The 14,901-nt window shown below is 48.3% G+C and carries 18 protein-coding genes and 1 pseudogene; 17 read left to right on the top strand and 2 right to left on the bottom strand.

The window, feature by feature from the left end; translation table 11 throughout:
- The first annotated feature begins 14 nt into the window (after positions 1–14).
- The 8 genes and pseudogenes from ACFPQ4_RS00475 (at position 15) to ACFPQ4_RS00440 (ending at position 6,121) form a co-directional block, all read left to right on the top strand.
- A complete protein-coding gene (locus ACFPQ4_RS00475) occupies positions 15–932 on the top strand; it encodes a M15 family metallopeptidase (RefSeq protein ID WP_378109740.1) in 918 nt (305 codons plus the stop codon).
- A gap of 39 nt (positions 933–971) precedes the next feature.
- The gene (locus tag ACFPQ4_RS00470; RefSeq protein WP_378109739.1) at positions 972–1,370 is read left to right on the top strand and encodes a VanZ family protein; all 399 of its coding nucleotides are present in this window, start codon (positions 972–974) and stop codon (positions 1,368–1,370) included.
- Positions 1,371–1,423: 53 nt separating this feature from the next.
- Complete coding sequence (locus tag ACFPQ4_RS00465; RefSeq protein WP_378109738.1) at positions 1,424–1,867, top strand: cell wall hydrolase; 444 nt, start codon at positions 1,424–1,426, stop codon at positions 1,865–1,867.
- A gap of 72 nt (positions 1,868–1,939) precedes the next feature.
- Positions 1,940–2,155, top strand: a pseudogene (locus ACFPQ4_RS00460) (PadR family transcriptional regulator); the annotation flags it as partial.
- The gene (locus tag ACFPQ4_RS00455; RefSeq protein WP_378109737.1) at positions 2,152–2,442 is read left to right on the top strand and encodes a DUF1048 domain-containing protein; all 291 of its coding nucleotides are present in this window, start codon (positions 2,152–2,154) and stop codon (positions 2,440–2,442) included. The pseudogene ACFPQ4_RS00460 and the gene ACFPQ4_RS00455, both read left to right, overlap by 4 nt.
- 223 nt (positions 2,443–2,665) lie before the next feature.
- Positions 2,666–5,134: an alpha-L-fucosidase gene (locus ACFPQ4_RS00450; protein ID WP_378109736.1), complete on the top strand. Its 2,469-nt coding sequence runs from the start codon at positions 2,666–2,668 to the stop codon at positions 5,132–5,134.
- 156 nt (positions 5,135–5,290) lie between these two features.
- Positions 5,291–5,506: a hypothetical protein gene (locus ACFPQ4_RS00445; RefSeq protein WP_378109735.1), complete on the top strand. Its 216-nt coding sequence runs from the start codon at positions 5,291–5,293 to the stop codon at positions 5,504–5,506.
- A gap of 117 nt (positions 5,507–5,623) precedes the next feature.
- Positions 5,624–6,121 carry a hypothetical protein gene (locus ACFPQ4_RS00440; protein WP_378109734.1) on the top strand — a complete coding sequence of 166 codons (498 nt, stop codon included), beginning with the start codon at positions 5,624–5,626 and terminating at the stop codon, positions 6,119–6,121.
- Between the two features lie 460 nt (positions 6,122–6,581).
- On the opposite strand, the gene ACFPQ4_RS00435 is transcribed toward ACFPQ4_RS00440, so the two are convergent.
- Positions 6,582–6,719: a DUF2642 domain-containing protein gene (locus tag ACFPQ4_RS00435; protein ID WP_378109733.1), complete on the bottom strand. Its 138-nt coding sequence runs from the start codon at positions 6,717–6,719 to the stop codon at positions 6,582–6,584.
- Positions 6,720–6,743: 24 nt separating this feature from the next.
- On the opposite strand from ACFPQ4_RS00435, the gene ACFPQ4_RS00430 reads away from it, so the two are divergent.
- The 9 genes from ACFPQ4_RS00430 to ACFPQ4_RS00390 all read left to right on the top strand — a co-directional run bounded on the left by ACFPQ4_RS00430 (position 6,744) and on the right by ACFPQ4_RS00390 (position 13,795).
- On the top strand, positions 6,744–7,262 hold the full coding sequence (locus ACFPQ4_RS00430) for a hypothetical protein (RefSeq protein WP_378109732.1): 519 nt from the start codon (positions 6,744–6,746) through the stop codon (positions 7,260–7,262).
- A gap of 430 nt (positions 7,263–7,692) precedes the next feature.
- Positions 7,693–8,226, top strand: a complete 534-nt coding sequence (locus ACFPQ4_RS00425; RefSeq protein WP_378109731.1) for a dihydrofolate reductase family protein — start codon at positions 7,693–7,695, stop codon at positions 8,224–8,226.
- Positions 8,227–8,371: 145 nt separating this feature from the next.
- Positions 8,372–8,713, top strand: coding sequence for a hypothetical protein (locus ACFPQ4_RS00420; RefSeq protein ID WP_378109730.1), 342 nt, complete (start codon positions 8,372–8,374; stop codon positions 8,711–8,713).
- A gap of 4 nt (positions 8,714–8,717) precedes the next feature.
- Positions 8,718–9,101: a hypothetical protein gene (locus tag ACFPQ4_RS00415; protein ID WP_378109729.1), complete on the top strand. Its 384-nt coding sequence runs from the start codon at positions 8,718–8,720 to the stop codon at positions 9,099–9,101.
- A gap of 34 nt (positions 9,102–9,135) precedes the next feature.
- Entirely contained in the window at positions 9,136–9,492 is a 357-nt protein-coding gene (locus tag ACFPQ4_RS00410; RefSeq protein ID WP_378109728.1) for a hypothetical protein, read from the top strand.
- A 140-nt stretch (positions 9,493–9,632) separates the two neighbouring features.
- A complete protein-coding gene (locus ACFPQ4_RS00405) occupies positions 9,633–11,243 on the top strand; it encodes a spore germination protein (RefSeq protein WP_378109727.1) in 1,611 nt (536 codons plus the stop codon).
- A 5-nt stretch (positions 11,244–11,248) separates the two neighbouring features.
- Positions 11,249–12,451 (top strand): Ger(x)C family spore germination protein, encoded by a 1,203-nt coding sequence (locus ACFPQ4_RS00400; protein ID WP_378109726.1) that lies wholly within the window; start codon positions 11,249–11,251, stop codon positions 12,449–12,451.
- Complete coding sequence (locus tag ACFPQ4_RS00395; protein WP_378109725.1) at positions 12,448–12,669, top strand: hypothetical protein; 222 nt, start codon at positions 12,448–12,450, stop codon at positions 12,667–12,669. Before ACFPQ4_RS00400 ends, ACFPQ4_RS00395 begins: the two co-directional genes overlap by 4 nt.
- Positions 12,670–12,685: 16 nt before the next feature.
- Entirely contained in the window at positions 12,686–13,795 is a 1,110-nt protein-coding gene (locus ACFPQ4_RS00390; protein WP_378109724.1) for a GerAB/ArcD/ProY family transporter, read from the top strand.
- Between the two features lie 33 nt (positions 13,796–13,828).
- Here ACFPQ4_RS00390 and ACFPQ4_RS00385 read toward each other — a convergent pair whose 3' ends face one another.
- Positions 13,829–14,875, bottom strand: a complete 1,047-nt coding sequence (locus ACFPQ4_RS00385; protein WP_378109764.1) for a Ger(x)C family spore germination protein — start codon at positions 14,873–14,875, stop codon at positions 13,829–13,831.
- Positions 14,876–14,901: the final 26 nt, after the last annotated feature.

The following is a 14,901-nucleotide window of genomic DNA, read 5'->3' as shown; positions in this document are numbered from 1 at the left end:
GGAGGAAGACAACGATGAAGAAACGGTTGTTCGCGTTGGCGACGCTTTTGATATTAACAGGTTGCAGGATCCAAGGACTCGATAACGAACAAAATGATCCGATAGTAACCGGCGAACAAGACAAGGTGGAAGCTCCGGCTCAGACACCAGTTCAGACACCGGCTCAGACACCGGTTGAAGTCGGCTTTTCGATTCACGTAAAGAAGGAGCAAATCCACGAAGGAAACTTGCTGCTCGTCAACCGGGTCCACGCCGTTCCTCCGGAACAAGGTGGAGAGCCGGCCGTGAATCTGTTCGAGCACAAAGAACTGACGAAGGGTTTCGGCTTGCTCGACGACTCCGTGCGATTGTCGCCGGACATGACACAAAAGTTCACGGAGATGGTGAGTGCCGCGGCTAAAGACGGGGTCGACCATTTTCTGATCAGCAGCGGCTACCGGGATGAAGACGAACAAAACGAGCTATACGAGCAAATGGGCGCCGAACGCGCAATGCCGGCTGGACACAGCGAGCATAACCTTGGCTTGTCCCTTGATATCGGATCGTCGTTGACCGAAATGAATCAAGCGCCCGAAGGCAAGTGGTTGGCCGACAACGCCTGGAAATTCGGTTTTGTTCTGCGTTATCCGAAAGACAAGACAGCCGTTACCGGAATCATGTACGAGCCTTGGCATTTTCGCTATGTCGGATTGCCGCACAGTGCCGTCATGCAGGAGAAAAATTTGACGTTGGAGCAATATTTGGCGGATTTGAAAAAACATTCGATCCTGACGAAGTTCGGAGGCCAAACGTACGAAATCTTTTATTTTCCGATCTCCGAGAATGAGAATATCCGGGTACCGGTCTCCGGCAGCTACGAGATTTCCGGCAACAACGAGGACGGCGTCATCGTCACCGTCGATACCGGCCCCGAAGGGGAGGATCGTCCATGAAGCAACCCGTTTCGATAAAAGCTGTTGCCGTCTGGACTTTTGCAAAGACTAAAGATAAGCCTGGAAAATCCGCGCTTAATCGCGCAAAATATCGAACGGGGCAATCTCATCCCCTTTCATGAAATTTCCGCCGCGCTGAAAAATCGCACGGATCATCGCATGCTTAACTTTGTCGGCAATATTGCCGCGTTCGTGCCGCTGGGCATGCTGCTTCCTTTCGTTTTCAAAAACAACCGCTTGGCTCTGACTCTAACGGTATTGTATGCGTTCGCCTTAAGCCTGCTTCTGGAAGGAACGCAAGCGGTGCTCTCCATCGGCAATTTCGACGTCGACGATCTCCTATTGAATGCCTTCGGCGGCTGGCTTGGCTGCATCCTTATCCGTATCACGACTTTAGTCAACGCCCATTTTTTATCGCTCTCTAATTTGCCAGAGTAACACATCGGCCTCACCTACAATATGATAGCCTAGAAATCTAAAGAGGTGAGCCAATGGCTGTCGTAAAAGCAAGGCAACAGGATATTGATATGTTGGCCAGGTTGCTTCGAGCAGAAGCCGAGACCGAAGGCGAAATGGGTATGCTCCTTGTTGGAAATGTTGGCATTAACCGTATACGAGGTAATTGCTCCGATTTTAAAAATATCCGGACAATTCCCCAAATGATTGAGCAACCGCATGCTTTCGAAGCGTTGCAACATGGTATGTACTATCAAAGTGCAAGAGATAGAGAACGCCGTCTGGCGCAAAGGGCTGTAAATGGCGAGCGGAATTGGCCAGGCAAATTCTCCCTATGGTATTTCCGTCCGGGATCGTTCGATAATCCCGGACCCTGTCCGCCAACTTGGTATAACCAGCCGTTCGTAGGACGATGGAAGAAGCACTGTTTTTATGAACCGACCGCGGAAGAATGCGAAGGAATCTATAATACGTTATGACTTTGTACACGATATCACTGAACTCACAGAAGCTTGAGAAATCAAGCTTTTTTTTGTTGTTATGGAATAGCAGGCTTCACGGATGTCGTGGAGGGGACGGTGTACACAATCCTTATCCGGCTTGAAAAAAACAAGTTAGTGGAGATTACCAAGAAACCCTCCGACATGGGACCTCCACGAAAGTTTTTTGCGATCAACGACGCTGGGCGTGAGGAGCTGCGGAGGTTCTGGGAAAGATGGGAGTTCATATCATCAAAAATGAATGAATTAAAGGAGAAGATACAATGAATATTTGGGAAAAAATTACGGGCAGCGACATGACGAAAGAGATGAAAAGTTTTGAATCGCGCGTCAAAAAGCTTCCGGCTGATTATCAAGCGGCATGGGCACAAATCAATGCCTATCTGTGGCCGCACTCCGATTTCACCGGTCGCAACCTTATGCCAATTCTGGACGTTGCGGCTTTCTGCGACGATCTGATCAACGATTCAAAAACTTACGCTGACATCTATCAAGAGTCTGTTGACCAAGAAGTTACCAAGGCCTTGAAAAAGGTTACGGATAAAACAAAGTAATGGGGGATATGCCGAAGATTGATTGGTACATAAACCACCTCAAGGTGTCATCTTTTGTTTTAATTTAGTGGTATATGAAATATAAGAAAATAAATACTTCTGAAAGTAATTTTTTCTATTAAACTCCATAATTTAATCTATTATTCTAAAAAAATTTGCGAGTTACGCTCAAATAGGATTGCGGCCGCTGTCCAAAAGATGGAAAAGGAGAGCTGATATCAATATGATAAATTTAATGAAAAGAGTGATGGATAACAGTTTGAAATTGAGTGCGGCCTTATTTGTATTCGCATGCATCGGCTTCATTGCAGCATGCAACGACGCTCATGCCGCATCGGCCAACAATGTCGTCCAAGCGCATAACTGGTCCGCCAAGAGCGGAACGGTAAACGTTGAAACCGGTCTAGCGCCCGATGGGAACTCCATCGGCGGAATTACAGCGGGAAGCTGGACTCGTTATGACAATGTGGACTTCGGTGACGGTACATTTAATACATTCATGGCAACCGTCGCTGTACCTAATGCATCGGCAGGAAAGCCGATACAAATCCGTTTGGATACCGCCACTGGAACGCTTATTGGCACGCTCACGGTTGCAGGTACAGGCAGTTTTAGTGATTTTAAAGAAGAATATGCGCCAATCAGCAGCGTCACTGGTATTCATAGCGTTTATCTTGTGTTTCCTCAAGCAGCGCCAGCAAATATTAACTGGTTTGTTTTCGGTAAAGATCCAACTCAAGAGACTCCCGCTCAAAAACAGCAACGGATGCAGTGGTTTACGGATGCGCGATTTGGACAATTCCTTCACTGGGGGGCCTATTCGAAGCTTAAGGGACATTGGGCATCATGTCTAGATGCGGAATGGATCAAGAAACAATGCAATATTTCCGACAGTGATTACTTGGCCAATGCCGTACAACCTTTTAACCCTATTAATTTTAATGCGGCGACATGGATTTCTACCATTAAGAATGGTGGAGCCAAATATCTCGTCGTCACTTCGAAGCATCATGATGGCTTCAGTATGTTTAACACCAATGTGAAGGACTTTACGGGGTATGACATTGTGCATGCGAGTGCTTATGCTCAGGATCCGCTGCTTGCTCTGTCACAGCAGGCCAAGAGCCAAGGCATTAAGTTCGGCGTATATTATTCGATCTGGGACTGGCATAACGTGAATGTAAAAACAGATACGCCGACGAGTGCTCAAAAAACGTTATATTTATCCGAGATGAAAGAACAGCTTCGCGAAATCATTCAAAATTATTCTCCAGATCTGTTATGGTTCGATGGGGAATGGAACGACTGGTGGACTGCGCAGGATGGTCAGACGCTCTACAAATATTTGCGTACGTTGAAGTACGATATTATCATTAATGACCGAGTCGGTAAGAGAGGCGGTACCGACGGGGATTACGCAACACCCGAGCAATCCATTCCCTCCGGAACCCTTAGCCGTATATTTGAAAGCTGTATCACGATGAACGATCATTGGGGATACGTCGATTATGAAAGTAATTACAAAACCGCTAAGACCATGATCTCGAACTTAGCGCAAAATGCATCCAATGGCGGAAATCTGCTGCTGAACGTGGGTCCTACGGACTTGGGTCAGTATCCACAGCTAGCCATTGATCGAATGAATACGATCGGACAGTGGTTGAATGTCAACGGAGCCAGCATCTATGGAACCACGGCATCCGTCATCGGCACGATAGACAATGGCTACAGCACGACGAAATCAGGTAAAGTTTACTTGCACATTATCAATTGGCCAGCCAACAATAAGATTACCGTGCCTGCCGTAGATAACACGGTAAATAAGGTGTATATGATGACGAATTCAGCATCCAACTTGACTTACAGCGTGAGCGCGGGTCAAATGACGATTAATTTGCCTGCCGGGGCGACCGACCCGAACGATTCCGTCGTCGTTATTGAAGTTAACGGTCAGCCTGTACGGACCTACAGTCCACCGAATACGTTCGTGAACGATTCTTTATTGAGCTATTTCGGATCTTGGACGACTGGGGCTAATCGAGGATACGGCGATTATCAAAATGACGTTCATTCAACAACAACGAACGGCGACTCGGTCGAGTATACGTTTACCGGGACAGGCGTCAGTTACATTACGGAAAAGAACAGCGATCAAGGGAATGTCGATGTATATGTGGACAATGTCTTCCAACAAACCGTCAATACTAGCAATCCTAGCCGCCTTGCCCAACAGACGGTTTATAACAAAACGGGTTTGAGTCAAGGCCAGCATAAGATCAAGCTGGTGAAAAAAGACGGCAATTATATGCTTATCGATGCGGTGAGTATCGAAACGAAGGTCAACAATTCAGATGCAACTATCTTTTATCAAGGAGCGTGGAGTGGAAGCGGCAATCGTGGTTATGGTGACTATATGGACGATGTTCAATATAGTACCACAAACGGCAATGACGTTACCTTCAGCTTCTATGGAACGGGTATCAGCTATATTACCGAGAAGAACAGTGACCAAGGAAACGTAGATGTTTATTTGGATGGCGTATTTAAGCAGACTGTTTCGGCTAACAATGCTTCCAGACTCGCTCAGCAAACGGTATACAGCGTCAGCAATCTGCCAGCGGGTCTGCATACGATCAAGTTGGTTAAGACTAGCGGAACCTATATGCTTGTTGATGCATTCTTGATCAAATAATACTAGCGGCATAGCAGACGAGCCGTTCATTATCCCAGTCCGGGAATGAACGGCTCGTTACTGTGTAGTGGAGTTTATTGTCGCCATACGGGCGGAAACCGAGACAGGCCTCTATTTGTCCGCATATGAATGAGTGTGAACAAAGGAGTGATCGACATGGGATGCAATAGGATCGGAAAAGTGATTATCGTGGTCAATCATGGAAACGTCGTGATTGGAAAAATAGGAACGATCGATCCGACGACTGAAGACACCGTCGAGCACGGCGCCGGATCTGACGTGTTTAGCGATCAGATCCGCGATATCGTAAACGCCGTTCGCGACGAAATCAGTTCGATCGAGCTTCCGAAGTGGCGGGGCAAGAAAGGCTAGTAGCGGAAAATATAGTCCGGTTCAAGTCCGCGTGAATCGCGGGCTTTTTTATTTATCGACGGTTTGTTTGCGGAGTGGTAATTAGCAAAACGGCACCCGAGTAAATACGGCCGCCGTTTGTTTGAATACATTATTTTTGAACCACAGGCACCCAAAATTCAGCAACCGGAATGGAAGAGGGGCATTCTTTCGCACCATCTTTCCAATCAATCGAGAGCTGACCGCGCAGAGTTTCCGAGAAGCGTTGTCGCGGCTGCTATCGAGCGTTCAGGCGGTATTTGCCAGTATTGCAAGAAGGTTTCCTGCACTACAACACACCACGTCAAGGGACGCGGCGGAAGAGATGGGCGCGGAGTCCTCTCAAATGCCTACCGCGTTTGTGGTAAGTGTTCGATCCAGTCGGCGGAAGAAGCGCAAAAGCAACGTATGGAGCGCATTTACCCCATCTTAGAATTGCTGTCTGTTGCGGCTGGAAGATCATTGAAGGCAGGCGAGATTCGCTTAATCGATGGTATGGATGATCGTGAGGTTGCCGTATTTGCAAAGCTGATGTCGGATGTCGTCTTGTCAGAGGCAATTGACACTATTTTAACGGGAAATAAAAGAAGGAGATAGAATTTTCATTCTTTCTCCTTACTGAATCACCTTTGACGATTCAAATTTTCTATTTTATGGCCGTTGTAACTTTGCAAATTCTGATTAACGTACATGCCATCCAATCTTTGCCCCTGCCAGCCGCTTCCTTGCCAACCTGGTGAGTGATGATGCATGTGGTGATGGAAGTGGTGTACATGAATTACATGATGTGGCGCTTGATGAAAATGGTGATGTGGGACATCAGGGGGACCAAGTGCCATTGGTTGACTCCTCCTTAATTTTGATGATACCAACCTATTCACACTAACAAAACCATGAAGCTTGCCCTAATAAGTTGGGCGCGAATATAGGCTTTTATGCCGGGAGGCAATAAACACTATGGTAGGGTCTAGCCCAAGGAGGATATGCAACTTATCATCGATGACATCTTACCAACTGTCCTGATCGATGGTCGGGAGTATCGAGCAAGCAACATCCGCTATAACGGCATCGTCCAAACAATTTCGGCGATCCTCACACAAGTTTGTCGATTGTGGGATAACTGCAGTAATACATGGTCGGGTTTGACATCTAAAATAGTGCCCTCGATAGCCCCACAAGTGGTCTCAAAACACACGACGGTATCGAGATCTATAAGGAAATGTGGGATTCTGCAGTTGCCGGCAAGAGCGACTATGATGCTTTATTCTTCCCGTGGTTCGATATGCCTGATTACCGCATGCCGGTTCCGGACGACTTCAAATTAACGAAAGATGAGCTCGAACTAAAGGAAAAGTTTAATCTTGATGACGAGCAGTTGCGGTGGCGTCGATACACGATCCGGAACGACTTCGACGGAGATGAAAAGCATTTCCGTCAAGAGTATCCCTCCACGCCAGAAGAAGCATTCCTCGTCACCGGCCGGACCGTTTTCAATCAAGACAAGCTTGACGCGATGACACATCACACCAGAGCCGGAAAGCGGTATGAGATCATTCCGTCACCTGTTGAGGGAGAAGCAAACGAATGGACGAAAGTCGAACTGGTCGAGGACGAGCGAGGAGAGTTGGAGATATTTAATGATCCAGATCCGGATTTGGAGTATTGCCGGTCACAGCGTAGTCAATACGTTGCTCAATGTTACGTTTTACCCGAATCTCTACTACCACGACAATTATAATGCTGAAGCTGGACATAACGAGACAAAGCCCGGGTGGCCAACGAACCTAAATACGCGTCCGATCTTGGTTGACACTTTACGCGAAGGCATACCGGAAAACATCTGGAAGATCAATGATGCCAATCTATTAATGGAGATGAAAACCTTCGTTAAGAACTCGAAAGGTAAACCGCAGGCGATGGGTAAAGGTACTCCTGGAGGCTGTAAAGATAACCGGGTGTTTGGGTACAGCATAATGCAACAGATGAGAATACGCCGGCCGCCGAGCAACAAGCACGTCATGACACCTATGATAGGTAGTGTAGTGATAAAAAGATCGTAATATGATGCAGAAAATTTCTTCCTAGTTCCAAATCCAAATATTCCATTTACAAGTATAAATGGTATATTCAAATTGTAAAAAACTTTAATTTGAAAGAAGGAATGAAAAATGGGAAAAATCAGGGCGTCGATCTATCTATCTCTGGACGGAATCATGGAAGAGCCGGGGGTTTGGCACATGCCTTATTGGGATGATGAAATGGCCAATTTCCAAAGCGAAGTGTTCTACCCGAGCGACGCGCTTCTTCTGGGGCGTGTTACTTACGAAGGTTTCGCCGCAGCGTGGCCCAAGATGAAGGGGGAGGGTGCCGACGAAATGAATGCCATGCGCAAATATGTGGTTACCACCACGCTGGAAGAACCCCAATGGAACGCCAGTTTCATCAAGAACAACATTGTAGAAGAAGTGATCAAGCTAAAGCAGGGAACGGATCATCAATTTCTGATCTATGGCAGCGGTCGATTGATTCGCACCTTGATGGAGCACAATCTGATCGACGAGTTTCACTTTATGGTCCATCCGGTAGTATTAGGCAAGGGCAAACGACTCTTTACGGAACAGGATCAAAGAGACTTGAAGCTGGTAGGCGTTAAGACAACGTCAACGGGTGTGGCCATTTTATCCTATCAACCCGCAAAATGAGTTGAATAAGCAGGCGTAGGTCAAAATTAGTAAAAAAATCCGTAGTAATACCGCAATTTAATAATATTATAGTTTAGATGGATAAGAATGAGCGCTGACCTAATTGGTTGGCGCTTTTTGTATATCTTCGATCGGAGTGATGTAAATGGACGAGGCGAAGGATGCAGATCTCTTTAACGACACGGCAGCTAAATCATTCTTACGAGGTCACGAGATTAAACTTATAAATGGTGAATGGGTATATTGCGATACTAAAGAACCAACAGCACCCAATTACAATAACAGGCCGTGCGGTCACTGTGAGAAGGAGCAAACCAAAGAAGGTCATGATGGATGTCTTGGAACACTAAGAGGAGTTATGAACGCTTGTTGTGGCCACGGACAAAGAAAAGAAGCTTATGTTCAATTTTTAGATGGCTATAGCGTCCACGGTGAAGATGCCATAACAATATTAAACATCCTGCGATGTGAGATAGAAAGGCGGTGAAATCTTGAAATGGTATCAGCGTCAACTATATAGACTGGCCATGTCTGTCCTTCCAGAATCCATCAAGCAACAAATGATGGGTACGGGCCGCATCACGGTTGCGAAGAACGCAAACCATTGGAACTTCTTTAATTGGCTGCCGAAGAAGTACCAGCAAGCCCACAACATAAATCTAACAAAGCTCCAAAGCTATACAGCTGAGGAACTTCTCGAGTTGCTGATATCGGTCCATCCTGACGTATCCCATGCGCTGTACACCTATCTCCGAATGGGCAATACAGGCATGACGATCTCGGCAAAGAAACGAACTGGGAGCGACGACAAAAGCGGTCAACGGACACTGGATGAACTCAAGGAAATGCTCAATACTCCACTACTGGCTGGTTGAGGTTTATGACTTTAATACGGATGAGTTTCGTTATTTGCCTGTAGTAATGCTGCGGGATTCAGCTTTTTCCGAGCAGGAGATGAAGTGGACCGAGCAAGAGATTTTAAGCAAAAAACGGCAACGCGCACGGGAGGCCAATCTCGTTGTGAAGCTTGATGCGACTGGAATCCAGCGCTTCAAGCGCATGCACCCGCCGGGGATTAGTTTATCATTTACAGGGATGTTTCAGTCTAGCGGTATTTTCAACGTTCAGTTGGACGTGACCGATGGCGAGGTGCTGGCTTATTATGCGGATTGGCTTTTGTTTTTGGGGAAAGGGGTCGTGTTTGATCGGATTCCCGATGAGCTGCGCAAGATATTGGAAGAGCGTTTGGCCCATTTAAAGCTGTAGCCGAGTAGTATACGTGAAATACAGAGATGACTCCTTCATCCAAGAGGAGTTGTCTTTTTTGTTTGCCTTTTTTCCAGTGTTATACATACTCCTATGCAGAGACGGCACACTAAGCAGAAAGAAGGTTGGGAGGACCGCAAGTGTCCAGATTCAAGTGGCTCCGCAAATCGATGAAATTTCCTATACCGCATAACAAAACGCTCGTCAGAACGCAACAGAGCAACGAACTGAGCGACGAACAGAGCAAAGCACAGGTTGAAATCGGCTCTGACATCGGTTCCCGGATTGCCTATTTGCGGCGCAGATTCTCGGAGAGCTCGGATGTTGTCTACCATACGTTAATAACGCCGTCCGGCCTGTCCTGCGCACTTATTTATATTAAAGGCATGATCGATCAATTAACGGTGGAACAATCCGTGCTTAAATCGTTGGCTGACATCGATCCCGGGATGAAGGACGAAGAGCTGTACGCCATGCTATTCGCCAGTAAGCAATTGCCGATAGCGAAGCAGACGATTTGTGATTCGATGACCGATGCGGAGAGGAGCATTCTGGACGGGAACCCTGTGCTGATGGCAGACGGCGAGCCGAGAATGCTCAGCCTCTCCATAAGCTCGACCAAGCAGCGTTCCATCGACGAGCCGCCGAATGAATCGGTCATTCGAGGGCCGCGCGAAGCTTTCATCGAGGACCTTGAGACGAACATTACCCTGATCCGAAAGCGGCTGAAGACGCATCGATTTACGGTCGAAACGATGCATTTCGGCAAGGAAACACACACGGCTGTCGCGCTCGTCTATCTATCCGGCGTATGCAAGCAGGAACTTGTCGACGAAGCGAAGAAAAGGCTGTCCTCCATAGAAATCGACGGTGTGCTCGGTTCCAGTTATCTTGAAGAATACATCGAGGACAATCCGTATTCGCCTTTCCCGCAAATGCAATATACCGAACGCCCGGACGTCACTTGCGCCGCGCTACTGGAAGGGCGCTTCGCGCTAATCGTCGACGGCACGCCGATTATTATTCTGGCGCCTGTAACGGTATTCATGCTGATGCAGTCCGCCGAAGATTACTATCAGCGTTATATCGCTGCATCTTGGATTCGGTTGCTCCGCTATTTTTTCCTGCTGATTTCGATTTTGCTACCATCCTTTTACATAGCGATCACGACATTTCACCCGGACATTATTCCGGAGCGTCTCTTGGTCACCGTCGCCGCCGCAAGGGAAAGCGTGCCTTTCCCCGCCTTATTGGAGGCGTTCATCATGGAATTGTCCTTCGAAGCCTTGCGGGAAGCGTCATTACGCATACCGAAGGTAATCGGTCAAGCCGTCTCGATCATCGGCGCGCTGATCATCGGAACCGCTGCGGTGCAAGCCGGCATCGTCTCCGCCAGCATGGTCATCATCGTCTCCATGACCGGCATCGCTTCATTCATTATCCCGCACTACGATCTAGGGCTCGCTTTTCGGCTGATACGTTTCCCGATTATGTTGCTTGCCGGGTTATTCGGCTTGTTCGGCATCGCCTGCGGCATGATCCTGCTGTACTTCCACCTCATCGAGCTGCGGTCGTTCGGCCTTCCTTATCTGGAACCGCTCACGCCGCGCAATAAGGGCGACCTGAAAGACGTGTTCGTCCGCGCGCCATGGTGGGCCATGAAGTCAAATCCGTCATACTCGGGCGCGAACAAGAACGGGCAGCGCTCCGGCGGCCGGAACTGGGCTACGGACAATGAAGAGGAGGAATGAGTGCGATGAAGACATCGACGATTCGCATACTCAGTACCGGTGTTCTCGTTATCGCCATGGCCGCAGCGTTGTGCGGCTGCTGGTCAAGCGTCGAACTCAACGAACGGGCGTTTGCTCGCGTCATGATATTGGACAAATCCAAGGACGGCATTGAACTTACTCTCGGCTTCCCGCTGCCTAACCGCATAAGCGGAGGCATTACAAACGGATCTTCAGCATCGACTGAGCCGCCGTTCGCGCTCGTTACGAAGATTGGCCGCGACCTCGGAGAAGCTTACCGGCTCATTCAGGCCGATTTGTCGCGTCAGATCACCTTTGGCCAGCTGCGGAACATTCTGATCAGCAAAGCATTCGCGCAAAGCGGGATATATCCGATCGTCGATTTCCTGATGCGCAATACGAGCATTCACATTAACGCCAACTTGTATGTGACCGACGGTCCCGCGAAGCAAATAGGCCGTATTCCGCTCACCTTCGAGCGGTTTCTTACCGATATTTTGACCGCGTATGTGAAACAGCAAACTACGTTGAGGACAACCGTTAAAGACGTATTAATGACCACGACGACAGGAGGGGATTTCGTGCTTCCTATGCTCGTATTCGGCGGGTTTGGCGCTGAGTCGGAGCGCGGGGGACAGCATTGGATGGGAACGGATGGGGCTGCCGTGTTCCGGCAGGGGAAGCTCGTGGCGCAGCTCAATTCCCAAGAAACGAGGGCGGCCTTGTGGATCATGGATGAAATTGGGATTGTCGTCATGCGGGTCAAATCTCCATCGGACGGCAAGATAATCAGCTTTCAGCTGTTTAGCAATGAATCGCGTATCAAACCGGTTTTGAAAGGAAACCAGATACGGTTCGTTATCTCCTGCAAAGGTTCGGCGAAAATCATTGCCAGCGAATCTGCATTGGATGTCACCGACCGGAAGAACCTCGCGACGCTTGAGCAGCGGGTCAATCAGTCATTGAAGGAGCGTATTCTCCGTACCGTATCGCAGACGCAATCTGAGCGATCGGATGCTTTCGGATTTGGACAGCTGATTCGGTGGCGGCAGCCGAAAACTTGGAATCGGATTAAAGGCAACTGGCGGGACATCTATCAGAAACAAGTCGCCGTCGATGCCGATGTCGCGATCCACATCAAATGGTTCGGCGGCGCGCAGAAACCGATCTGGAATATCGATCTATCCGACAAAGAGGTGAGCGGATGATCGCCGTTATCGTCGTCTTTGGTTGCATCGCGTTTTTCGAATGTCGGTACCTCCGTCAGCATCATCGGAGCAAGCGCACGATTCGCATTGTCCTCGGTATGCTCTCGCTACTGTGGCTGCTCGTGTTTGCAGTCGCCATGGCGCGGAGCCGTTTCTTGCTGGGTCCGGCGATCGCAAGCCTGTTCGAGCCGTTGCAGCGGCTGCTATTCATAACTTGATGAAGGAGACTGGACAATGAAGACCATTACGCAGTTCCAAGTGTATACGCTGTTCACGCAGTTTCTCTTCTCGACGGCGATCGGGTTCTTCATCGGTCCGATCGTCCGGATGGCCGGTTTCATGTCATGGATCAGCGTCATCATCGGCTGCGGGATCGGTTTGCTATTAGGGTTCTTCACGTATCGGCTTCTTCTGAAGAGACCCGATGAGTTTCTCGGCATATACGGCAAAGAGATCGTTGGCAAATGGCCTCATTATCTCATCGTCGGCATCGCCATCCTGATTAATCTGTATATGGCCGCGTTAATTCTTCGCGAACTGACCGATTTCATCGTGCAAATTTATTTGCCAGGGACGCCAGGCTGGGCGGTCGCTTCATTATTCGGCATCTGCATCGCTCGCGGCACGCGTTCGGGCCCTGTCAGCTTCTTTCGTGGTGCGCAGGGACTATTCCTCTTCAGTGTCATTGCCGTCTTTTCGTTCCCGCTGTTCTCCGTCACCCAAATCGACACCAACAAACTCGCGGCATTACTGACAGATTTCCAGCCGCATGGGATATGGGAAGGTGCGATTCTGTCGGGCGCACTCTTCGGCGAAATGACGTTTATCATCTATTTGATGCCTTACTTTAAACACAAGGAAAATACGTTTCGAACGCTCATGTGGGCCGGCTTGACTGCCGCAATCGTCACGATTGCGAATATGATTGCCGTACTTCTCTTGTTCGGTTCCGATCTTACGGCCGGCTTGACGTATTCAACGCTTGAATTGATTCGGTACATGAGAGTAGGCTCTTTTCTGGAAAATCTCGATCCGATGCTGATCGTCTTCTGGCTGTTCAGCATGCTGCTGAAGATCGGACTGTTCCTGCTAATAGGCACCATGCTGATCGCCCACGTATTCGGCCTGAAAGACCATAAGCCCTTTTCCTTCGGCATGGCCGGCGCCATGATTTTCCTCTCCATCCTGCTCTTTGATTCGATGGCCGATATCGAGAGGATCACGAATCACAGTGAATCCGCCATTCTTATTCTGAAGGCTTCGCTACCGACGCTTTACTTTCTCATAGACTGGCTGCGCTCCAGAAATGGGAGAAGCAGAGGCAGACCTTCCCAGATTCAGTGACAGGCCGAGCTCTTTGAACAAGATTCCAACTACCTATTTCACCTTCGTCAGAGGCTCTAAATGTAGCCGCACTTTTACATTAATCTTCATTGTAGACCAATGTCGATCCCATGTATCTCTGGTTATTGGTTTGGAGAACGGTTTAGCAGTCAACGCCCCGATTTGAAGGGGGTCAATCTGCAATTTTTGCATTTGGGATAGCAAGCGGATGACATTCTCCTCCAAGTACCGTTCGATTTTTTGTGTGAGAGCGGCATATTGGAAGTTATCCTCGATTCTTGCGAGCGAATCCAATTCATCAATTCTTCCCTTCACGTCGATTTCGATGGACAGGGAGGATAAATCCGGGGCTAGTTTCTTGCGGGTATGCGCGCGAATATGGCCTAGCGTAACCGCGAGGTCAGGAAGGACTAAGTATCGTACGTATCGATCCCTATACAACAATTGGCTGATTTGATCGTTCTTTCCTCGTATCTCCGCAACCATTCTGTCCCGGTCGAAAAATGCGGTGCCTTCGTACAGGAACTGTTCGCCTTCCGCGCGAAATACGGGTAGCTGGGGATCGGAAACATGTGAATACAGCATTTTCATAAACTGGTGCAAATTTACGACAGTAATTTCACCTTGTTTTTTCTTCTCGTAATGTTTGAACATGCGATAAAGGTAATAATCGATATTATCTGTTTCATCCAAGTGTTTGGCGAGGAATTCATTAAAGTTGCCTTTCGTGATGACTAAGTACAGCCGTTGCGAAATGTTCGGATCGGTCAGTACGGTATTGATAAGACGGGTCAGTCCCCGTTTCGCATAAGCTTCGTCCACGAACAGCAAGCGGATTTGACCGGCTTTCAGTTCATTATAATAGGTCAAATTAAACCCCTTATTGCCTTCATTCAATAGAGAGACCTTAAGGGTAAGGACTCGCTTCTTCTCCTTGATTAGAGGAGGGACGAGCGTGCTGATTGTTATCTTTCCGTCTTCTTCTCCTCCACCCTGTACGGACCAGAAAATGATCGGCGTGATTTCTTCGATCTTATTGTTTTCTGGTAAGGGGACGCAACCGCATGCGAATGTCAACATAGAAAACGATAACAGCACAAGCGTTG

This window comes from Cohnella yongneupensis, assembly GCF_042655785.1.
Taxonomy (GTDB): Bacteria; Bacillota; Bacilli; order Paenibacillales; family Paenibacillaceae; genus Cohnella; species Cohnella yongneupensis.
The sequence above is the reverse complement of the archived record's forward strand: the minus strand, read 5'-3'. Positions and strand labels throughout refer to the sequence as shown.